Below are 22,404 nucleotides of genomic sequence, written 5' to 3'. Positions count from 1 at the left end.
TTAGACAGAGATACCCGGCTCTCACCCACCGATGCAGCGTCAGGCGCTACCGGCTATCAATCAGCTTATTTACGTGCTAACAGCAGCCCCAGCACCAGGCCGATGGTTGCGCCGCATCCGACGCCGTGCCATGGTTTGTCGCGTACATAGTCATCCGCGCGGTAAGCCGCCTGTTTGGCACGGGCATAATAGGTTTCAGATGCGCCGGACAGGCGTGACTTTACGTCTTTCAGCGCCTGCTCCGCGCGGGTTTTGATCTCGATATAGGCCTGGTCGGCGCGATCGCCGGAATATTTCAATACTTCTTCCAGCGTGTCGGTCAACATACGCAGATCGTCGTCAAGCGTGGTTTGATTTTCGTCCGGATTAATCGCCATTGTGCCGTTCTCCTTTATTAAAAAATCACCGTTTGCTAACTATAGACAACAAATTCGCCATTCGGCCATCGGATTATTGGCTAAATAGCGCCCGCCACACCTAGCGGTCGCCGCCGTTCTCCCCTAGCGCCGTCGGGGTTGATGCAGCACGTTGGCGCCCGCGTGCCGCCAGCCACAGCCCGCTGTTTTTCATTGCATAACCGAACACCAGCCCCACCAGCAGCGACAGCGTCACCCAGCGCCAGTTACCGTCGCCAGCGAAGGTGGCGCAGGCGCCGATAAAGGTACCCGGCACAAAACCCAACCACTGTTGGTAGGCCTGAATACACATCAGGAACGCCACCACGCCGGTCAATGCATACCCCAGCAGACTCCAGGCCGGATCGAGCGCACTGCCGTGAATAATCGCCATCGCCCAAAATACGCCGCTGCAGCAGGTTAGCGCGCATATCGCCAGCCCTTTCAGCCCGCCTTGCGGGCAGGCGAAATAGGCGGTACAGCCCAAAAAGCCGGCCCAACCGATCAACCCCAGACTCACCGCAACCCATCCCCAAATGCCGGACAGGATGCCGGTGGTAACGGCAATGGCAAAAATAACGTTCATAAAACCGACTCGCAAAAAGAAAGCGCGCAGTTTACCCGAAATCGTCGGTTATTTTGTGACTAGAATCACTAAATTAATGTAACGAGAGAAAGGTTATTTTCAAAATCGGAGGATTAATCACAAAAAAAAACCAGCGTGCAAGCACGCTGGAAATGACACACAACAACACCAGGGAAATCGTCGGTCGTACGGTTACCTTAATCAACGCGTAATCAGCGCGGGAATCCCGCTCGCGTTACCAGCACACTCAATGCCAGGCAAACTACCGTACTGACCATAAACAGCAGGTTAACCGCCAGGAGCAAACTCACCTGGTCGATAACCACCCCCAACAGGATTGGCACCCAGTTGGCGATATAAGCAATCACATAAAACAGCGAAATCAATCGTGCATGGCTGGATTTTGGTGAAATCAGATTCACCAGCGTCGCGCTGCCGACAAAAATCGCACCGTAGGCATAACCCGCAATCACCATGCCGGCACCAGCCAGCGCCAGCGAATGGATATGTATCGCTTCAGCGAATACCACCACCGACAACGCCTGTGCCAGACAACCAAACATCAGCGAGTGTCGGGCATTGATTCTGCGACTCAGAATCTGGCTGATACCGGCAATCAGCAGATATACCGCAATCACATAGCCATACATGCCACGGCTGTGCATACCTAACAGTTTCTCTGCCACGCTCGGGCCAATCGCCAGAATACTGGCAGCTACCGCCCAACAGATAAACAACGCGCCAGCACAGAGGAAAAACTTGCTGCCGGTAGCTCGCAGCCCCTCGGCCAAGCCGCTGTTTTCCACTTCAGCGGCAGCCACCGACTGACCGTTCAGCGGCGCAATCACCACATCACGCGGCCACTTGAGCATCACGCCCAGCACAGCCACTGCCGCCACTACCATGATAATGATGAATGGCAGCGAGGTGGTATGGAATCCGGTTTGCAGCGCCACACCGCTGAAAATCGGCCCCAGCGCCAGCCCCATGGTGAACGACAGCGTGGCAATCAATGCCGCATTCTTGCCGCCGTCTTTTGGCCCAAAACGCACCAGCGCGATATTGGCCGCACCGGTCAACGCCCCGGTACCCACCCCGGCCAGCAGACGCGCCATAAACATCATCCAAAACGAATCCGCCAGCGAAAACAGTAACGCTCCGGCCAACACTATCAACAGTGCCGGAACGATCATACTGCGCAGATCCTTGACCTTGCCAGCCATATTGCCAACGCCAAACAGCGAAATCAGCACGCCGGCGGCGTAAGCGCCGTAAATCATGGTCAGGCTGACCGATGTCAGCCCCAACTGATGTTGATAAAGCGGATAAAGCGGTGTCGGTGCACTGCTGTTTAACAATGCCGACATTAGCGCCAACGCTAAAAACAGCAGAATAGCAAAATGCGACGTCACCGAGTTCGCTTTAGCGGTTTCATCAACGGCCAAACTTGCAGACATTACTCACTCCCAAAACAAGCAAGGCGTTAAGCCTTGATAAACGCGCAACCCTGAAAACCAAACTGCATCAGGAAACGCGTGCATCATACCGTTTTGGAATAACAGCCAAAATAGCCAAGAATGCATCACGGTGATTCAATATTGCATGCCGTGAGAAACATTAATGCCAGCTATGATAAACGCTAACAGACCTGGACGATACCGCCGTTGTTCGATAAGCACGGCTTACCTTGGAAAAAATAAGCATAAGTTATAAGCAATAATACTTTAGCCATGCTTATTTTAATCACGGTTGTACCGCCTCAGCCTTGCGCGTCTTCGCCGATGAGCGTCGTGCGATAGCCAACCCGCCAGAAAGAATGATCAACGCCATACCCGCAGCGGCGATATAGGAGAGTTTTTCATTAAACAGCAGGAAGCCGAGCAAGGTAGAAAAGATAATGGTGCTGTATGAAAGAATGCTGACAATCACCGGGTTGCCGCTGCCGTAAGCGCGAGTCATGGTGATCTGCCCCAGACTGCCAAATACGCCAATCGCGCAGACGTTCAGCAAGGTGGCAGCATCCAGTGCGCTAAAGCCGATGGCGCCGGTCATCACCACCCCGACCAGCGTGCCCACCAGTGAAAAATAGAACACCACCCGCAGTTCAGGCTCGCCAGTGCGCACCAGTTTGCCGACGTTGAAATACGCCAGCGCGGTCAACAGGCCGGAAAGCAAACCGATCAGCGTAGCGGCATAGGCACCGTGCGGCACATCGGGCCGTAACAACACCAGGATGCCGACAAACCCCAACAATACCGAAAACAGCAGCCTGCCGGTCAACTGCCCCTTGGCCGTAACAAAGGTAATCACCGACTGAAAGATCGGGTTGGTGTAACCCAGCGTGGTGGCGGTGGCGATCGGCAAATGAATCAGTGAGTAAAAACCGCAATACATCGCCGCATTACCGATGGCCGCACGCTTCATATGTAATCCCAAATGACGCGTGCGAAATCCCAGATTCTTGATTTTAATCAGCGCTGCGACGATCAGCACGTTAATAAACGAACGGTAAAAAACGATCTCGAAAAAACCGACCTTCACCGACGCCAGTTTTATGCTGGCCCCCATCAGCGCAAAAAACACGCTGGCGACCAACATCCATAAAGCGACCATAACACCCTCTGATAGCGGCCTGTAACAGACCGCAGCACCCTGAATTAGCCGGTTATTTCCCAGCGCTGACCGTTAGCGGCCGGTTATCCGCACAGGCGAAAAACACCAGCATTTCCGCGCCCTTGTCTCCCGAAACGCCCTGATGAACAATATCTACCGTATCGGTGAAAGAGTCACCCTGCTTAAAGGTTTTTTTTATGCCGGTTTTTTCCACCGTCAGTGACACGCTGCCACCGGTCATATGCACCGCGCTGATGCACGGGTGCGTATGCCAGGCCAATACCTTATTGGGTTCCACCGTCACCTTCAGCATGGTGATTTGCGGCGCGCCGACTGGATAATGCCCGTACGGCGTGCCCTCCCATGATGTTTCGGTTTTCAGCAGCGTTTCCTTGCTGATGCCCTCGCCGTGATCGTCTGCCGCCAACGCATTGCCGCAAGCCGCGCTGGTTATTGCCAGTAATAGTGCCTTATACATGGGATTATCGCTCCGTGATCGTTATTGATGAAAACACCCTGACGCAACGCGAGATTGAGCAAACTACCGTTGCTGGCCGCCCTGCAGGCAATGCGACTCGGGCAGCCGTTACGCATTACACGCCCTCGATGCGCCGTTGGTATTCTACGACGCTCTCGGCATAGTAACGATTGGGCACCGCATGATTACCCACCATCATTTCGATCAGATACGGGCCGTCATGTTCGGCGGCGGCCGCCAGCGCCCGATCCAACTCATCCAGCGTCGCAGCCTTGGCCGCCGCGACGCCCAGACTGTTGGCAAACGCCTGCCAGTCGTGATTCGGTAATGCGGTGTAATCGGCGGATATGCCGCGATTTTGCAAGGTATCAATATGCATCGCGCCATGGGCACAGTTATTCATCACCACAAAGGTCATCTTGACCCGATAGCGCGCCGCCGTCTGGATTTCGATGCCGTGCATCAACATGCAGCCGTCGCCGGTCACCACCAGACAATCGCGATGCGGCGCCGCCAGCTTGATGCCGATGCCGGCACAAATCGCCCACCCCATCGGCGCCAGCGAGCTGGAGGTGTGATAATCACCGCCACCGTTGCTGTGCCAGTGGTGTGCCATGAAGATGCGGTGTGCGCCGGAATCGACCACCACGTTGGCATCCGGCGCAAAGTGACTGCGCAGGCGCTTGATGGCATCTCCGGGATAAAGAGCGGTTTCGCCTGTTACGGTGCGTGCCGGCAGATCCGGCGGCGGCAGCTCGAGCGGCAGCCGACTGACGTGCTCCATCCACTGCATGCGCAGTTTAATGATGCTGGCCAGATGAGCATCGTCATCCGCCACCGCATTCAGCAGCCGTTGCAGCGATCCGCTCAGGCTGGAGAAGATCTGTACGTCCGGCTGGTAATGGGAACTGGCCTTGTCAAAGTCCTCGTCGAGCACCACCAGCGTTTTGCTACCGTGTAATTTTGCGCTCCAGTTCAAACTGTCGCGCTGGCCGAGATCGCAGCCCAGCACCAGCAGTACGTCGACCTCATCACCGTTGAGCGTCTCTACCGCTCGGGTGTGGCCGGCAAAGCCGTACAATCCCAGCGCCAGCGGATGGCCTTCGGGGAAAGCGCCCTTTCCACCCAGGGTAGTCGCGACCGGCAGTTGGTACTTTTCCGCCACCCTCAGCAGCAGTGCGGCGTCTTGCGGGTTGTTTACCCGACTGCCGACCAGACAGGCAATATTCAGGCCGCGTAGCAGGTAATCGTCCAGAATGCCCTCCAGCGCCGCGTGATCCACCGCCGTTTCACGGCACACCGGCGCACGCGGCGACACAGGCCGTTCAACCTCACCCCATGACCGTTTCTGCATGTCCACCGGCACGCTGAGGTAAGCGCGGCCTTTGCGCTGACCGTTGAGGCACGACAGACTGCGGCGCAGTTCATGCGGCAAGGTCAGGTTGTTTTTTACTTCGATCGCCGCAGAGAGCAAGGGTTTGACGATGGTCAGCTCATCGATGCCGCTGTTGCTGCCGTCCTGGAATGCCCCCTGCGCTTCGTGGTGGGTGGCGATACCGCCAGCCAGGTACAACACCGGGATTTTATCTGCCTGCGCCGCTGCCATCGCCGGCAGAAAATTCATGGTGCCAGGGCCGGAAATCCCCAGACAGACGCCGAATTTACCACTGGCACGGGCGTAGCCATCGGCCATAAAGCCACAGGCCGTTTCGTGCGCCCCAACGATGCCGGCAATGGTCGAACCTTCGATCGATTTGATCAGCGGATAGATCAGTTTGCCGGGTACCAGAAAGATGTGTTGAATGTCACGTGCTGCCAGCGCCTGAATAATCGCATCCGCATTATTGGTCTGTGCGGTTTTGTGGTCGGAAGAAACGGTAACGCTGACACCGTTCGCGGTCGCCAGAGCCACCGGGGTGTACATGTTCTCTGCGTGAGACTCCATGGTTTAATGTCCAATCAAGAGGGGAAATTCGAGCGCATCCCTTCAGGTGGAAACCCCGGTAGAGACAGGCTCTTATAAATGTGCGCCAGATCACAGCATAAGCGTTGAGTAGCATAAGGTTTGGTAGGTAAAAATAAAGATGCAAAATTGCTTCTCAATGATGCAATTATTCATATCCTGAAACATAATAAATAATTATGATACGGATGCCTCATTTTTGGCGCAAGTCGCTCGTCAAGCCCGCTGACGCCAGCAAAAACCGCGCCGTATCCGGAAAAAGCGATAAAAAGGAAACAACATGATGAATTGGGATGACGCACGCTTCTTCCTGGCGGTGGCGCGCTGCGGCACGTTACGCAAAGCCGCGCATGAACTCCATGTTGATCAGGCCACCGTCGGTCGGCGTATCGCCGCTTTTGAAGAAGCCCTGGGCTCAAAGCTGTTCATTCGCACGCCAAAATCGTTCTCACTCAGCCCGTTGGGCGAGGAAATGCTGGCAGACGTAATGAACATGGAAAATGCGGTACAGGCCATCGGTCGCAAAGCAACCAGCGGTGACGACAGCCTGTGTGGCAACGTGCGCATTGCGACTACCGATACCATGGCCGAAGCGTTTGTCATTCCCGCACTCAGGTATCTGCGTGAACGGCATCCGCAGATCACCGTCACCCTGCTGACCGCGGTGAATATTTCCGATATTTCGTATCGCGGCGCCGATCTGGCGATCCGCGGTGCAAGACCGGATTCCGACGAGCTGATCATCAAGCGGATGGCCACCATCGAAATGGGGCTGTATGCCACCCAGGACTATCTCGACAAGCACGGCGTTCCACTCAAGGGCGACCACCTGCGTGGTCACGATCTGCTGATGTTCCCACGTGAACTGGTACCGCGCCACTGGAACGACTTTTGCGGCGAAACGCTGATCAACCCCAACGTGGTGCTGCAATGCAATTCGCAGCTGTTGCTGCGCTCTGCCACTCGCAACGGACTTGGCATCGGGCTGCTGTCATCGTTTCTGGCGGATGAGGATCCGGATTTGGTGCGTATCTTCCCGGACAGCAAGGACTGGGTGGATATCTGGCTGGTACTGCATCCCGATTTGCAACGGGCTGCCCGAGTGCGGGCGGTAGTTTCCGCACTGGAAGAGGCATTTACACACTATCCCCACTGACGACCCGAGGGTCTCTGGAAGGCCGGTAGGACAAGCTCCTGCCGCCCGACGTTTTCCACAGTGCACTGCCAATATCAGACAGCACGACAGCTGTCGCCGACGGCAGATGACGCTGTAATCTCATCCTCTACCAATAAAAAAAGGTCGCCGAAGCGACCTTTTTACTGCCTGAGTCAGACTTAGAACGTCGGTTGCGCCATCTGTACCAGCGTAATCAACGGCTGCGGATAGATACCGAGAATCAGCACCAACGCGGCAGAAATCAGCACCACCACCCCGCCGGCAGTCAGCGCCCAGTTGTTCGGCGTATCGCGCGACAGGGTTTCCGGCGCGCTGAGGAACAGACTGACGGTCACGCGCAGGTAGTAGTACAAACCGATGGCGCTGCCCAGCACCACGGCACCGGTCAGCCACCACAGCTGTGCGCTGACGCCCATCGCGATAACGAAGAACTTGCCAATAAAGCCCAGCGTCATCGGGATACCGGCCAGTGACAGCATCATCACCGTCATTACCGCCGACAGGATAGGCTTGTGCCAGAACAGGCCGCGGTAGGAGAACAGCGAATCTGCATCCGGGCCACGGTACGGGCTGGACATCAGACTGACGACGCCGAACGCCCCCAGGCTGCTGAACAGGTAACCGGCCAGATAGACCCCGGCGGTTTCCAGCGCCAGCTGATGGGTTTGCACCGCCACCAGCGCCACCAGCAGGTAACCGAGGTGGGCGATGGAGGAATAACCCAGCAGACGTTTGATGTTGGTCTGGCTGATGGCCATCAGGTTGCCGAACAGAATCGAACACACCGCGATGATCGACAGCACCATGCGTAACGCTTCGTTATCCGCCGCCGGCGCGTACAGGAACAGACGCATCACCACGGCGAAGATCGCAATCTTGCTGGCGGTTGCCAGGAAGGTTGAAACCGGCGCAGGCGCGCCCTGATACACGTCCGGCGTCCACAGTTGGAACGGTACCAGCGACAGTTTGAAGCCCAGACCGACGATCATCATGCCCATACCGGCCAGGATCAGCGGCTGGTGCATCATGTTTTCACCGAGGCTCTTGCCGAGACCGGCCATCGACAGATCGCCGGATTCGGCGTACAGCAGCGCCATGCCGAACAGCAGGAAGCTGGAGGCGGCAGCGGACAGCAGCATGTACTTGATGGCGGCTTCCAGTGGACGCTTCTGACGATAGGCATAACCCACCAGCCCAAACAGCGGCAGCGAGATCAGTTCAATACCGATGAACAGCGACGCCAGATGGTTGGCGCTCGCCAGCAGAATGCCCCCCATGGCGGCAATCAGCACCAGCAGGTAGAACTCTTCGCGGTTGTCCGGATAACCAACCAGCCACGGATAGGCGAAAGTACAGGTGGCCAGACTCGCCAGCAGCACCAGCCCGGTATAGAAGATCGAATAACCGTCCACCCGCAGCAGCGGTGTGACGTCCATTGGGCCGGCCTGGCCAACAAAGTACAAAGAAAGCAGCGCCAGGTTGAGGCCAATGACGGTCAGGGTGGCGTTGATAAAGTGGTCGCGTCGCCACGCAATGCTTAGCATCACAACCACTACCGTCAATCCGACGATCAACAGCGGCAACAGTGCGATCAGTTGTTGAGGAGTTATTGTCATGGCGAATTACGGCCTTGTTGTTGAAATTGCAGAAACTGACGAACCAAACCAGTGTTGCACGTTGCTCATCGCAGCGGCAGACGTGTCCAGCACCGGCTGCGGGTAGAAGCCCAGCAGTACCAGCAGAACCACCAGCAGCAGAATGATGAACAGTTCGCGCGCGGTCATGCCCGGCAACGGCTGGTCAGATTTCGGTGCGCCATAGTACGCACGCTGCATCATGATCAACGAGTAGACCGAGGCAAACACCAGACCGAAGGTGGAAATCACCGTGATCACCGGAACAACCTGGAAGCTGCCAAACAGGATCATGAATTCGCCGACGAAGTTACCGGTCCCCGGCATGCCGAGGGTAGCAACCGCGAAGAACAGCGACAGCGCAGGAATGAACTTGATGCGCCCCCACAGGCCACCCATCTGACGCATGTCACGGGTGTGCAGGCGTTCATACAGCTGGCCGCAGATGATGAACATGCCGGCAGCCGACAGGCCGTGGGCAATCATCTGAATCACCGCGCCCTGGTAAGCCAGCTGGCTGCCGGTGTAGATGGCAATCAGCACGAAGCCCATATGGGACACCGAGGTGTAGGCGATCAGGCGTTTGATATCGGTCTGCGCAAACGCCATCCAGGCGCCGTAGAAGATACCGACCACGCCCAGCCACATGGCGATTGGCGCAAATTCGGCGGAAGCGTTCGGGAACAGCGGCAAACTGAAGCGCAGCAGGCCGTAGGCCGCGGTCTTCAGCAAGATGCCGGCCAGGTCCACCGAACCGGCGGTTGGCGCCTGGCTGTGCGCATCAGGTAACCAGCCGTGCAACGGCACCACCGGCATTTTCACCGCAAATGCGATGAAGAAGCCGAGCATCAACAGGTATTCGATGTTATGCGACATCGGGGTTTTCAGCAGATCTTCGTAGTTGAAGGTCCACACGCCGGTGGCATTGTAGTGAACAAACACCAGCCCCAGAATGGCAATCAGCATCACCAGACCGCTGGCCTGGGTATAGATGAAGAATTTGGTTGCCGCAGTGATGCGGGTTTTGCCGTCTGACGCCTTGTGACCCCACAGTGCGATCAGGAAGTACATCGGCACCAACATCATTTCCCAGAAGAAGAAGAACAGGAACATGTCGATGGCGAGGAACACGCCAATCACGCCGCCAAGGATCCACAGCAGGTTCAGGTGGAAGAAGCCCTGATATTTCTGGATTTCACGCCAGGAGCAGAGGATCGCCAGCAGGCCGAGCAGCCCGGTCAGCACCACCATCAGCAGCGACAGGCCGTCCAGCGCCAGGTGCACGGTAATGCCGAAACGCGGGATCCACGGCAGAATAAACTCGGATTGCCACTGCGGCAGCCCCACCGGTTTGAGCAATGTATAGCCGCCCTGCAACCACAGCTGCAGAGAAAGCGCCAATGTCAGCCCCATTGCGATTAACGCGATCCAACGCGGCACCTTGCTGCCAAAACGTTCGCACTGCCAGCACAGCAGACCGCCGATAAAGGGGATAAGAATTAGCCAAGGTAATAGCATGGCGTTTTGTGTCCCTTATTCTACCGTTGTCTTTCACGTTATGGCGTTGTTGGCCTGGTTTGCTCACCCCGGCCGCTTACTTGAGTAAGTTCCCGGAGATACACCCACTTGCCACCTGACCACAACGCGAAATTCACACGGTATAAAACATTCCGCATAACACCGAGTTAACGGATGCTACGCCCGATAATTGCATCTGTTGAAATTAGCCATACCCTAAATAATTGCAGTTGCATCAAGGCGGCGGGTCTGTAAGTCCCCGGCGACAGAGAAAACTCTATGACCGGGACTACAGGTGGAGCCAACAACGATGCCGCTTCAAGTATGCCGGGTATATTTAAACCAAAATCAACAGCGCCAATACGACCACTGCACCCACACCCATAGAGGCGATGTACCAGCGTACCTGCCCGTTTTCGCTGACCGTCAGGCCTCGGTTCCCCCAGCGGGAGAACACGGCCGGTATGTTCATCAGCGAGTTCAACGGATCGCTTTGCAGCAGGCGTGCAATGCCCAGGTAAGGCTTGACGAATACCTTGTCATACAGCCAGTCGAAGCCCCAGGCATGGAACCACCAGGTCGAGAAGAAACGACCCGGCGCGCTGTTGGCAACTGCGCTAACCAGGCTGCGTTTGCCCAGCCACAGCGCGGCCGCCAGCAGAATACCGACGATCGCCACCACCCCGGAGGTGATTTCAAGCGTCAGCACGCTGCCATGCGCCAGTTCGGTGGTGGCTGGCAATACGCCGTGCAATGGCGGCACGATCATCGCGCCCACAAAGGTCGATAGCACCAGCAACACCAGCAGCGGCAGGTGATGGGTAATCCCCTTGCCGGCATGCGCCTTGATCTTCTCTTCGCCATGGAACACGATGAAAATCATACGGAAGGTATACAGCGAGGTCATAAATGCACCGACCAGGCCGGCAATCATCAGATTGAGGTGACCATTGGCCATTGCCCCCGCCAGGATTTCGTCCTTACTGAAGAAGCCTGCGGTGACCAGCGGCAACGCCGACAGCGCCGCGCCCCCCACCAGGAAGCAGACATACACCAGCGGAATACTCTTGCGCAGGCCACCCATTTTGAAGATGTTTTGCTCATGATGGCAGGCGAGGATCACCGAACCGGACGACAGGAACAGCAGCGCCTTGAAGAACGCATGCGTCATCAGGTGGAAAATCGCCGCATCCCACGCCTGTACGCCCAGCGCCAGGAACATGTAGCCAATCTGGCTCATGGTGGAATAGGCCAGCACGCGTTTGATGTCGGTCTGTACCAGTGCGGCAAAACCGGCCAGCAGCAGCGTTACCGCCCCCACGATACCCACCAGGTGCAGCACTTCCGGCGCCATCAGGAACAGGCCGTGCGTACGGGCGATCAGGTAAACGCCCGCGGTCACCATGGTAGCGGCGTGGATCAGCGCAGACACCGGCGTCGGGCCGGCCATCGCATCGGCCAACCAGGTTTGCAACGGCAGCTGTGCGGATTTACCGACCGCGCCGCCCAGCAGCATCAGCGTCGCCCAGGTAATGGCGGTATCACCCACCGCCAGTTTCTGCGGTGCCAGCACCATCAGTTCGCGGATGTTCAGCGTGCCCAGTTCGTGATACAGAATGAACAGTGCAAACGCCAGGAACACGTCGCCGACGCGGGTGACGATAAATGCTTTCATCGCCGCAGCGCCGTTGGCCGGATCCTTGTAATAGAAGCCGATCAGCAGGTAACTGCACAGCCCCACCCCTTCCCAGCCCAGGTACATCAGCAGCAGGTTATCCGCCAGCACCAATACCACCATGCTGGCGATAAACAGGTTGGTGTAGGCGAAGAAGCGCGAGTACCCCTCTTCACCGCGCATGTACCAGGAGGCAAACATGTGGATGAAGAAGCCGACGCCGGTAACCACCGACAGCATGGTCAGCGACAGGCCGTCCAACACCAGCGTGACGCCGATATTGAAGTTATCCACCGCCATCCAGGTCCACAGATGCTGCTCGAACAGCGGCACGCCCGCGGCTTTTTGACTGAGGAAGTCCATCGCCACATACACCGTGACCAGCGCAGCCAGGCCGATGGAACCGACGCCGACGGTCGCCGACGCGTTCTCGGACCAGCGGCCACGGGAAAATGCCAACAGCAGGAAGCCGATCAGCGGCAGCAGAATAGTTAAATATAATAGGTTCATCCGCGCATCTCACTGACAGTATCGATATTCAGGGTATGACGACGACGGTACAGCTGCAGCAGCAACGCCAGACCAATACTGGCCTCGGCTGCCGCCAGGCTGATCGCCAGGATGTACATCACCTGCCCGTCCGCCTGGCCCCAGTAGCTTCCCGCCACGATAAACGCCAACGCCGCAGCGTTGATCATCACTTCCAGACTGATCAGCATAAACAGCAGATTACGGCGAATCAGCAACCCGGTCAGCCCGAGCACAAACAAAATTGCCGCCAGAATCAGTCCATGTTGAAGAGGGATCATGCTTGCTCCTCCGATTTTCTTTTCGCCATCTCACCGCTGGCCGAGGTGCTGCTCAGCACTTCGCCCGGCTTGTGTTCGCGGCCAATGTGGAAGGCAACCACCAGCCCCGCCAACAGCAGCATTGAAGCCAGTTCAACCGCCAGCACGTAAGGGCCGAACAGGCTGATGCCGACCGCCTTGGCGTCGACCATCTCGCCGCTGATGCCCTGGTCGGACACGCTGCGAATGGCAACGATCAATACCACCAGCAGGATCAGCGACAGCAGTCCCGGTCCAATCCATAGCGACGGTTTTAGCCATTCGCGCTCTTGCTGCTGAACCGCATTACCCAGGTTCAGCATCATCACCACGAACACGAACAGCACCATAATGGCGCCGGCATAGACGATGATTTCCAACGCGGCGGCAAAATAGGCGCCCAATGAGAAGAACACTGCCGAGATCGCCAACAGCGAGACGATCAGATACAGCAACGCATGCACAGGATTGGTATGCGAGATCACGCGAATAGTCGCGAGAATCGCTATCAAACCTGCCAGATAAAATGCAATTTCCATGCTTGCTGGCTCCTTACGGCAACAGGCTTTTGACGTCGATCGGCTTGGCTTCGTTTTCGGCTTCGCCTTTCGCTTTGCCGTCAATTGCCATACCGGCCATCCGGTAGAAGTTATATTCCGGATATTTACCCGGGCCCGAGATCAGCAGATCTTCTTTTTCATACACCAGATCCTGGCGTTTGAACTCGCCCATTTCGAAATCCGGCGTCAGCTGGATCGCGGTGGTTGGGCAGGCTTCTTCGCACAGGCCGCAGAAAATGCAGCGCGAGAAGTTGATGCGGAAGAATTCCGGATACCAGCGACCATCTTTCTGCTCGGCCTTTTGCAGCGAAATACAGCCCACCGGGCAGGCAACCGCGCACAGGTTACAGGCTACGCAGCGCTCTTCGCCGTCCGGATCGCGCGTCAGCACGATGCGGCCGCGGTAGCGTGGCGGCAGGTTCACCGGCTCTTCCGGATACATGCGGGTTTCGCGCTTGGCGAAGGCATGCAGGCCAATCATCCAAATGCTGCGCACCTGGGTGCCGAAACCAACCACTAACTCTTTCAATGTCATGGTTTATTCACCCCTTATTGAGCGTTGTACAAAATGACCGCAGCGGTCGCCAGCAGGTTCAGCAGCGTCAACGGCAGGCACACTTTCCAGCCGAAGGACATCACCTGGTCATAACGCGGACGCGGCAGAGCAGCACGAATCAGAATGAACATCATCATGAAGAAAGCCGTTTTCAACGCGAACCAGATGAACGGTGGCAGGAACGGACCCTGCCAGCCACCGAAGAACAACGTCACAATCAGGGCCGAAACGGTAACGATACCGATGTATTCACCGACGAAGAACAGACCGAACTTCATCCCGGAATATTCAATGTGGTAACCGTCAGCCAGCTCCTGCTCCGCTTCCGGTTGGTCAAACGGGTGGCGGTGACACACCGCGACGCCGGCAATGGCAAAGGTCACGAAACCAAAGAATTGCGGAATGACGTTCCAGACGTGAGCCTGTGACTCGACGATGGCCTGCATGTTGAACGAACCTGCCTGCGCCACCACGCCCATCAGCGACAGGCCGAGAAACACCTCGTAGCTCAGGGTTTGTGCCGAAGCACGCATCGCCCCCAACAGCGAGTATTTGTTGTTGCTCGACCAGCCGGCGAACAGCACGGCGTATACCGCCAGGCCAGCCATCATCAGGAAGAACAGAATACCGATGTTGAGATCGGACACCGCCCAGGTCGGACTGACCGGGACGATGGCAAATGCCAGCAACAGGGAAGTAAAGGCGATCATCGGCGCCAGGGTGAAGATCACCCGGTCGGAGAATTTCGGTACCCAGTCTTCCTTGAAGAACATTTTGATCATGTCGGCAACCAGCTGCAGCGAGCCGCCCCAGCCGACACGGTTAGGTCCATAACGGTTTTGGAACAGCCCGAGCAGACGGCGTTCGCCGAAGCTCATAAAGGCGCCGCAGCTCACCACCACCAGCAGGATAACCACCGCTTTCAAAATGGCGATCAGCACATCGATCACCTCAGGGGTAAACCAGCTCATCGTGCCGCCTCCCGCAGATTTTCAACCGTTGCACCCACCAGCACCGGCGGGATCCCTGGCAAGCCGAGCGGCAAACCAACCTGACCCTGAGACAGGGTTTCACTCAGCCGCACCGGCAGACGCAGCGTCTGACCCGCACAGTTGAACTCCACCATACTGCCTTCGTTAACGCCCAACTGCGCGGCGTCGGCCGGGTTAACCATCGCGTACGCCTGCGGCATGCGCTGCTGGATAACCTGCGAGCGCTGCGACATTTCATCGCTGCCAAACAGGTGATAATACGGCGCCACACGCCAGCCTTGCGCCTCGAAGGCGGTCGGTACGCTGGTGAAGTAGTCGAGGTTGCCCTCCCCTGCTTCGATCAGACGCACGCCCGGATCGCCATGACGCAACTTGCCGCCCACTTCGGCCTGGAACTTGTTCCACGCCTGCGGTGAGTTCCAGCCCGGTGCCCAGGCAAACGGAATTTGCTGCCGATCGGCCAGCGGGTTGTTGTTCCCTTCCATCGAGAAGGCGAACATGGTGTCTTTGTCCTGCGGCTGACGCGGCTCGTGCACGCTGATGTCTGCGCGCATCGCGGTGCGTCCGCTGTAACGGTGCGGTGAACGCGCCAGTTTCTGCCCACGGATGCGGAACGAAGCGTCCGGTGCGGCATCCTTGATGCCTTGCAGCTGCGGCAATGCCTCGACGCAGGCGGCGATCACGTGATCGAGCTGCGTCCAGTCAACCTGACGGCTGGTGTAGGTGGAATGCAGCGAATGCATCCAGCGCCAGCTTTCCAGCATTTCGGTACGGACGTTTTTCTTCGCGTCATCGTAGTAGGCCGGATCGTAAACCTGGAAGAAACGCTGCGCGCGGCCTTCCTGGTTGACCAGCGTGCCATCGCTTTCGGCAAAGCTGGCCGACGACAGCACCAGATTGGCCTTGTCCATAATGGCGGTGCGTTGGTGATCGGCAACGATCAGGTTGCTGACCTGCGCCAGTGCCGCTTCGATCCTGGCTGCCGGTGCATGACGATAAAGATCGTTTTCCATCACGATGGCGGTATCGGCGGCGCCCGTTGCCAGCTGTTCCAACGCCTGATCGAGCGAACCGCCGCCGATCATCGCCAGCCCCATGCTGTTGGCCGCGCCGGCCACAAAGGTAATACCGACGTCAGAACCGCGACCTTTCAACGCCTTGGCGATGTTGGCCGCCGCTTTGATGATTGCTTCACTGCCGGCGTTGCTGCCGGTGACGATCAGCGGTTTGCGCGCATCGGTCAGCGCCTGCACGATAATCGCCACCTTCTTGTGCAAGTCATCGGCCAGACCATCCACCGCTGGCGCGGCGTTGTCCAGCGCGTGAGCGATGGCGAAGCCGAGGCGAGCCTGCTCATCGACCGGTGCACGGTAGTTCCAGGCCGCAATGTCGTCCATACGGGTATTGTCGACGTTGGTGATGAACAGCGGGTGTTTGGCGTGCTGACCAATGTTCTGCACTGCCGCGATCTGCCAGTCGGCAACGCGTTGCGCCGCAGCCATGGCCCGCGCCTTGCCCTTCACCGCCTGACGCACCGACAGCGCGATGCGCGCGCCTGTCTGGGTCAGATCTTCACCCAGCACCAGCACCGCATCGTAATCTTCGATTTCGCGCAGCGCCGGCGTATAAACGCCGCTGTTTTTCAGCACGTCGAGCATCAGCGCCAGACGCGATTGTTCCGCCTGGGCGATACCGGTGTAAAAGTTCTCGGCGCCGACCAGTTCACGCAACGCGAAGTTGCTTTCCACGCTGGCGCGCGGCGAGCCGATGCCGATGGTTTTCTTCGCCTGACGCAGAATGTCTGCCGCGCCCTGCATCGCCTGCTCGGCGTTCAGGGTGATCCAGTCATCGCCACGCAACTGCTGCGGCTGACGTGGACGGTCGTCCAGATTGACGTAGCCGTAGCCGAAACGGCCGCGGTCGCACAGGAAGTAATGGTTCACGCTGCCGTTGTAACGGTTTTCAATACGACGCAGTTCGCCGTAGCGCTCGCCTGGGCTGGTGTTGCAACCCACGCTGCACTGCTGGCAGATGCTTGGCGCAAACTGCATGTCCCATTTACGGTTATAGCGTTCGGAGTGGGTTTTGTCGGTGAAGACCCCGGTAGGGCACACTTCCACCAGGTTACCGGAAAACTCGCTTTCCAGCGTGCCGCTTTCCGGACGGCCAAAGTAGACGTTGTCGTGTGCGCCATACACTCCCAGATCGGTACCGTCGGCATAATCCTTGTAGTAGCGTACGCAGCGGTAGCAGGCGATGCAGCGGTTCATCTCGTGCGAGATAAACGGCCCCAGGTCCTGATTCTGGTGAGTACGCTTGGTGAAGCGATAGCGACGGAAACTGTGGCCGGTCATCACCGTCATATCCTGCAGGTGACAGTTGCCGCCCTCTTCGCACACCGGACAGTCGTGTGGGTGGTTGGTCATCAACCATTCAACCACGCTCTCACGGAACTGTTTGGCTTCTTCGTCGTCAATGGAAATGAAGGTTCCATCGGCCGCCGGTGTCATACATGACATCACCAAACGGCCGCGCGTATCTTCCGCGTTTTGGTATTGCTTTACCGCACATTGGCGGCAAGCGCCGACGCTTCCCAGCGCCGGATGCCAGCAAAAGTAAGGAATATCGAGGCCGAGGGAGAGACACGCCTGCAACAGGTTGTCGGCTCCATCTACGTCGTATTCTTTGCCGTCTACATGAATCGTAGCCATAGTCAGCATGCTTCCAATTTGCCTGAAATAACCTTCATCCTTTACGCCGCTGCCGTGTTGGCTGTCCTCGTTCACACCGGTCATTGCAATAAAACTTCCGGTGCTTCTCTCGGTTGCCGCCTTGCCGCAACGCAAATGCTTAGATTATTTCCAAGCGTTAATTATAAAATTCTGCTTAATCAACAAGCCGAGAGGCTCTGTTCGACGCCCCTCATCCTGCCAAAATAGTTACCAGCGCTGTTTCAACAAGTTGTTCGCCTGGATGCCGCCAATGGCGTGTGCATTGCTAAATTGCTGCACTTTGATCCCGGCTTCGAACTCGTCACGGAAATATTTAATTGCGCTTTGCAGTGGCTCTACGGCACCTGGCGCATGGGCGCAGAAGGTTTTGCCCGGGCCAAGGAAACGGCACAGCTGTTCAAGGGTTTCAATATCCCCCGGCTGGCCTTCGCCGTTTTCCAATGCGCGCAGGATCTTCACGCTCCACGGCAGGCCGTCGCGGCACGGCGTACACCAGCCACAGGACTCGCGGGCGAAGAACTCTTCCAGGTTGCGCACCAGAGGCACCATGCCGATTTCGTGATCCACCGCCATCGCCAGCGCGGTACCCAGACGGCTGCCAGCCTTGCCGATGTTCTCGAAGTCCATCGGCAGATCGAGGTGGTCAGCGGTCAGGAAGTCGGTTCCTGCGCCACCCGGTTGCCAGGCCTTGAACTTCAGGCCATCACGCATACCGCCGGCGTAATCTTCCAGAATCTCGCGCGCGGTGGTGCCAAACGGCAGCTCCCAGACGCCCGGATTTTTCACCCGGCCGGAGAAGCCCATCAGTTTGGTACCGGCGTCGTTGCTCTTGCCGGCGGAAATACCCTTGTACCAGTCCACGCCGTTCGCCAGGATCGCCGGGACGTTGCACAGGGTTTCCACGTTGTTGACGCAGGTCGGCTTGCCCCATACGCCAGCAGAGGCCGGGAACGGTGGCTTGGAGCGCGGGTTGGCGCGGCGGCCTTCCAGCGAGTTGATCAGCGCGGTTTCTTCACCGCAGATATAGCGGCCGGCGCCGGTGTGCACGAACAGCTCAAAGTCGAATCCGCTGCCCATGATGTTTTTGCCCAGCAGGCCGGCTTCGGTCGCTTCGGCGATGGCGCGACGCAGGTGCACCGCCGCTTCGACGTATTCGCCACGCAGGAAGATATAGCCACGATAGGCTTTCAGCGCAAAGGCCGAAATCAGCATGCCTTCCACCAGCAGGTGCGGCAGCTGTTCCATCAACAGGCGATCCTTGTAGGTGCCCGGCTCCATTTCATCGGCGTTACACAGCAGGTAACGGATGTTCATGGATTCGTCTTTTGGCATCAGGCTCCACTTCAGACCGGTGGAAAAGCCCGCGCCGCCACGGCCTTTCAACCCGGCGTCTTTTACCAGGTTGACTATCTCGTCGGGTGCCAGCCCCTTGATGGCCTTTTCTGCCCCCGCGTAGCCGTTTTTGCTGCGGTACTCATCCAGCCATACCGGCTGTTTGTCATCGCGCAGTCGCCAGGTCAGCGGGTGCATCTCGGGAGTGCGTACAATGTCTTTGATCATTGATACTGCTCCAGTAGATTTTCGATGTCTTCAGGCTTCAGCTGACTGTGAGTATCCTCATCAATCATCATGGTCGGCCCTTTGTCGCAGTTGCCCAGGCAGCAGGTTGGCAGCAGGGTGAAACGGCCATCGCCGGTGGTTTGGCCCGGCTTGATGTTCAGTTTCTTTTCGATGGCGGCCTGAATGCCCTGATACCCGGTGATGTGGCAGACCACGCTGTCACAATAACGGATAACGTGACGCCCTACCGGCTGACGGAAAATCTGGCTGTAGAACGTGGCCACGCCTTCTACGTCGCTGGCAGGTATGCCCAGCACGTCTGCGATGGCGTAAATCGCCCCATCGGGAACCCAACCGCGTTTCTTCTGCACGATTTTCAGTGCTTCGATAGACGCGGCGCGTGGATCCTCGTAATGGTGCTTTTCGTGCTCGATCGCATCACGTTCTTCAGCGCTCAATTCGAATGCATCAGCGCCGCTCTGGGGAGCGGCTGCATTGATCGGCTCTAGAGCATCGTTGCTCACGTGACTGTCTTTTTGAAAGTGCATAGTTAGCGGTCCACATCTGACATTACAAAGTCGATACTACCCAGATAGACGATCAGGTCAGAGACCAGGCTGCCACGGATAACCGCCGGGATTTGCTGCAGGTGAGCAAAACTTGGTGTACGTACCCGGGTACGGTAGCTCATGGTGCTGCCGTCGCTGGTCAGGTAGTAGCTGTTGATCCCTTTGGTGGCTTCAATCATCTGGAATGATTCGTTGGCTGGCATCACCGGGCCCCAGGAAACCTGAAGGAAGTGGGTGATCAGCGTTTCAATGTGCTGCAGCGTGCGCTCTTTCGGCGGTGGCGTAGTCAGCGGGTGATCGGCCTTGAACGGGCCTTCCGGCATGTTGTTCAGGCACTGCTCCAGGATACGCAGACTCTGGCGCAGCTCTTCCACCTTCAGCATTACGCGGGTATAGCAGTCGCTGTTACCGTCGCCGATCGGCACATCGAAATCGAAGTTTTCATAGCCTGAATACGGGCGCCATTTACGTACGTCGAACTCGACGCCAGTAGCGCGCAGGCCGGCGCCGGTGACGCCCCACTCCAACGCCTCTTTGGCATTGTAAGACGCCACGCCGACCGAACGCCCCTTCAGAATGGTGTTCTGCAACGCGGCCTTGACGTAGGAATCCAGACGCTTTGGCATCCATTCGAGGAATTCACGCAGCAGGCGATCCCAGCCGCGTGGCAGGTCATGCGCTACGCCACCGATGCGGAACCAGGCCGGGTGCATGCGGAAACCGGTAATCGCTTCCACCAGATCGTAGATTTTCTGACGGTCGGTAAAGGCGAAGAACACCGGGGTCATGGCGCCGACGTCTTGAATAAAGGTACTGATGTACAGCAGATGGCTGTTGATGCGGAACAGTTCGGACAGCATCACGCGGATGACGTCAACACGCTCCGGCACCTTGATACCGGCCAGTTTTTCTACCGCCAGTACGTAAGGCATTTCATTGACGCAGCCACCGAGGTATTCGATACGGTCGGTGTACGGAATATAGCTGTGCCATGACTGGCGCTCGCCCATTTTCTCCGCGCCGCGGTGGTGATAGCCGATATCCGGTACGCAGTCGACGATCTCTTCACCGTCCAGTTGCAAAATGATGCGGAAGGCACCGTGCGCCGACGGGTGGTTCGGGCCGAGGTTAAGGAACATGAAGTCCTCGTTCTCGGTGCCGCGTTTCATGCCCCACTCTTCCGGCTTGAAGGTCAGCGACTCCATCTCCAGATCTTCTTTCTGTTTGGTCAACACAAACGGATCGAATTCGGTGGCGCGCGCCGGATAATCCTTGCGCAGCGGATGGCCTTCCCAGGTCTGCGGCATCATGATGCGCGACAGGTGCGGGTGACCGTCAAAGGTAATGCCGAACATTTCCCACGTCTCGCGCTCGTACCAGTTGGCGTTCGGGAACACCTTGGTCGCGGTCGGCACGTGCAAGTCTTTTTCAGACAGCGCCACCTTCAGCATGATATCGCGGTTGCGTTCGATGGAAATCAGATGATAGAAAACAGAAAAATCCGCGGCAGGCAGACCCTGGCGGTGGGTGCGAAGACGTTCGTCGACGCCATGCAGATCGAACAGCATGACGTACGGCTTCGGCTGTTTTCTCAAAAACGTCATTACTTCCAGGAGCTGCTCGGCCTTGACCCATACCACGGGCATTCCGGTACGGGTGGGTTGAACAGTAAAGGCTTCCGGCCCAAAACGGTTGCGCAGTTCGCCAATCACCGGATCGTCAAGATGATCGCGGGTGTGCCAGGCTGGCAAAGCGTCGTGCGTCGTTAAATCTGTCATAATATTTTTCACCACACTAAAGGGTCAAATCGCTGCAAGCTTAACTTTCGCTGTGTTAACCAATAGCGCATCAAGATGGACGTAACATGACCGTCTTAAATCTCGTCAGGCGTCCGCAGGTTGGTCACTGCGATACGTTCGCCGTGTTTACGTTCTCTTTCCGACTGCATATTGGCCCGGTAGACGCCTTGATCGCCCACGACCCACGACAGTGGACGGCGTTCTTTACCGATGGATTCTTGCAGCAGCAGCAGCGCCTGCATATAAGCTTCTGGGCGCGGTGGGCAGCCAGGAATGTACACGTCGACCGGCAGGAACTTGTCCACGCCCTGTACCACGGAATAAATATCGTACATGCCGCCGGAATTGGCACAGGCTCCCATGGAAATAACCCACTTCGGCTCCAGCATTTGTTCATACAAACGCTGAATGACTGGGGCCATTTTGGTAAAGCAGGTACCTGCGACCACCATAAAGTCAGCCTGACGTGGCGACGCACGCAGAACTTCCGCACCGAAACGCGCCACGTCATGAACGGCGGTAAACGAGGTCACCATTTCCACATAACAGCACGAAAGGCCGAAGTTATACGGCCAGAGAGAGTTTTTACGCCCCCAGTTCACCATGTCATGCAATGCATGTTCGAGTTTACCCATGTAAACCGTGCGGTGAACCTGCTGTTCCAGAGGATCGGCAACGATCTCCTGTTGTTGCAGGGGGTAACGGTCGTTCTCACCGTTCGGGTCTATGCGGGTGAGCGTATAGTCCATCTTAATGCCTCGTTTTAAACC

Annotated in this window: 19 protein-coding genes; 1 reads left to right on the top strand and 18 read right to left on the bottom strand. The window is 57.3% G+C overall.

Annotation, left to right across the window (positions count from 1 at the left end):
* Nucleotides 1-65 precede the first annotated feature (65 nt).
* The 6 genes from elaB to AC2AXP_RS14885 form a co-directional block, all read right to left on the bottom strand.
* Nucleotides 66-377 (bottom strand): stress response protein ElaB, encoded by a 312-nt coding sequence (gene elaB, locus AC2AXP_RS14910; protein ID WP_198773460.1) that lies wholly within the window; start codon nucleotides 375-377, stop codon nucleotides 66-68.
* A gap of 100 nt (nucleotides 378-477) precedes the next feature.
* Nucleotides 478-981 (bottom strand): DUF1097 domain-containing protein, encoded by a 504-nt coding sequence (locus AC2AXP_RS14905; RefSeq protein WP_004960579.1) that lies wholly within the window; start codon nucleotides 979-981, stop codon nucleotides 478-480.
* 212 nt (nucleotides 982-1,193) lie between these two features.
* Nucleotides 1,194-2,438, bottom strand: a complete 1,245-nt coding sequence (locus tag AC2AXP_RS14900; RefSeq protein ID WP_004960576.1) for an MFS transporter — start codon at nucleotides 2,436-2,438, stop codon at nucleotides 1,194-1,196.
* Between the two features lie 286 nt (nucleotides 2,439-2,724).
* On the bottom strand, nucleotides 2,725-3,594 hold the full coding sequence (locus AC2AXP_RS14895) for a DMT family transporter (RefSeq protein ID WP_004960573.1): 870 nt from the start codon (nucleotides 3,592-3,594) through the stop codon (nucleotides 2,725-2,727).
* 52 nt (nucleotides 3,595-3,646) lie between these two features.
* Nucleotides 3,647-4,072: a cupin domain-containing protein gene (locus AC2AXP_RS14890; protein ID WP_484381780.1), complete on the bottom strand. Its 426-nt coding sequence runs from the start codon at nucleotides 4,070-4,072 to the stop codon at nucleotides 3,647-3,649.
* A 115-nt stretch (nucleotides 4,073-4,187) separates the two neighbouring features.
* On the bottom strand, nucleotides 4,188-6,017 hold the full coding sequence (locus AC2AXP_RS14885) for a thiamine pyrophosphate-binding protein (RefSeq protein ID WP_004960570.1): 1,830 nt from the start codon (nucleotides 6,015-6,017) through the stop codon (nucleotides 4,188-4,190).
* 298 nt (nucleotides 6,018-6,315) lie between these two features.
* Between AC2AXP_RS14885 and AC2AXP_RS14880 the strand changes: the two genes are divergently transcribed.
* Nucleotides 6,316-7,191, top strand: a complete 876-nt coding sequence (locus AC2AXP_RS14880) for a LysR family transcriptional regulator (protein ID WP_198773464.1) — start codon at nucleotides 6,316-6,318, stop codon at nucleotides 7,189-7,191.
* Nucleotides 7,192-7,370: 179 nt separating this feature from the next.
* Here the strand turns inward: AC2AXP_RS14880 and nuoN are convergent, their stop codons facing one another.
* The 12 genes from nuoN to AC2AXP_RS14820 all read right to left on the bottom strand — a co-directional run bounded on the left by nuoN (nucleotide 7,371) and on the right by AC2AXP_RS14820 (nucleotide 22,383).
* Nucleotides 7,371-8,828, bottom strand: coding sequence for an NADH-quinone oxidoreductase subunit NuoN (gene nuoN, locus AC2AXP_RS14875; protein WP_004960567.1), 1,458 nt, complete (start codon nucleotides 8,826-8,828; stop codon nucleotides 7,371-7,373).
* 6 nt (nucleotides 8,829-8,834) lie between these two features.
* Entirely contained in the window at nucleotides 8,835-10,364 is a 1,530-nt protein-coding gene (nuoM, locus tag AC2AXP_RS14870; RefSeq protein ID WP_004960566.1) for an NADH-quinone oxidoreductase subunit M, read from the bottom strand.
* 337 nt (nucleotides 10,365-10,701) lie between these two features.
* A complete protein-coding gene (gene nuoL / locus AC2AXP_RS14865; RefSeq protein WP_004960564.1) occupies nucleotides 10,702-12,549 on the bottom strand; it encodes an NADH-quinone oxidoreductase subunit L in 1,848 nt (615 codons plus the stop codon).
* Nucleotides 12,546-12,848, bottom strand: a complete 303-nt coding sequence (nuoK, locus tag AC2AXP_RS14860; protein WP_004960562.1) for an NADH-quinone oxidoreductase subunit NuoK — start codon at nucleotides 12,846-12,848, stop codon at nucleotides 12,546-12,548. Before nuoK ends, nuoL begins: the two co-directional genes overlap by 4 nt.
* The gene (nuoJ, locus tag AC2AXP_RS14855) at nucleotides 12,845-13,405 is read right to left on the bottom strand and encodes an NADH-quinone oxidoreductase subunit J (RefSeq protein WP_004960557.1); all 561 of its coding nucleotides are present in this window, start codon (nucleotides 13,403-13,405) and stop codon (nucleotides 12,845-12,847) included. The genes nuoK and nuoJ overlap by 4 nt, the downstream gene beginning before the upstream one ends.
* A 13-nt stretch (nucleotides 13,406-13,418) precedes the next feature.
* Entirely contained in the window at nucleotides 13,419-13,961 is a 543-nt protein-coding gene (nuoI, locus tag AC2AXP_RS14850) for an NADH-quinone oxidoreductase subunit NuoI (protein ID WP_004960554.1), read from the bottom strand.
* Between the two features lie 14 nt (nucleotides 13,962-13,975).
* Nucleotides 13,976-14,953 carry an NADH-quinone oxidoreductase subunit NuoH gene (gene nuoH / locus AC2AXP_RS14845; protein ID WP_004960551.1) on the bottom strand — a complete coding sequence of 326 codons (978 nt, stop codon included), beginning with the start codon at nucleotides 14,951-14,953 and terminating at the stop codon, nucleotides 13,976-13,978.
* Complete coding sequence (gene nuoG, locus AC2AXP_RS14840) at nucleotides 14,950-17,685, bottom strand: NADH-quinone oxidoreductase subunit NuoG (RefSeq protein ID WP_484381779.1); 2,736 nt, start codon at nucleotides 17,683-17,685, stop codon at nucleotides 14,950-14,952. Before nuoG ends, nuoH begins: the two co-directional genes overlap by 4 nt.
* A 228-nt stretch (nucleotides 17,686-17,913) precedes the next feature.
* Nucleotides 17,914-19,266, bottom strand: a complete 1,353-nt coding sequence (gene nuoF / locus AC2AXP_RS14835) for an NADH-quinone oxidoreductase subunit NuoF (protein ID WP_004960546.1) — start codon at nucleotides 19,264-19,266, stop codon at nucleotides 17,914-17,916.
* Entirely contained in the window at nucleotides 19,263-19,814 is a 552-nt protein-coding gene (gene nuoE / locus AC2AXP_RS14830) for an NADH-quinone oxidoreductase subunit NuoE (protein WP_004960544.1), read from the bottom strand. Before nuoE ends, nuoF begins: the two co-directional genes overlap by 4 nt.
* 2 nt (nucleotides 19,815-19,816) lie before the next feature.
* On the bottom strand, nucleotides 19,817-21,613 hold the full coding sequence (nuoC, locus tag AC2AXP_RS14825; RefSeq protein ID WP_004960542.1) for an NADH-quinone oxidoreductase subunit C/D: 1,797 nt from the start codon (nucleotides 21,611-21,613) through the stop codon (nucleotides 19,817-19,819).
* A gap of 95 nt (nucleotides 21,614-21,708) precedes the next feature.
* Nucleotides 21,709-22,383, bottom strand: a complete 675-nt coding sequence (locus AC2AXP_RS14820; protein ID WP_004960540.1) for a NuoB/complex I 20 kDa subunit family protein — start codon at nucleotides 22,381-22,383, stop codon at nucleotides 21,709-21,711.
* Nucleotides 22,384-22,404: the final 21 nt, after the last annotated feature.

The organism is Serratia sp. Sp408 (assembly GCF_057180665.1).
Note: the sequence above shows the minus strand (reverse complement) of the source record. Positions and strands in the feature narration are given on the sequence as shown.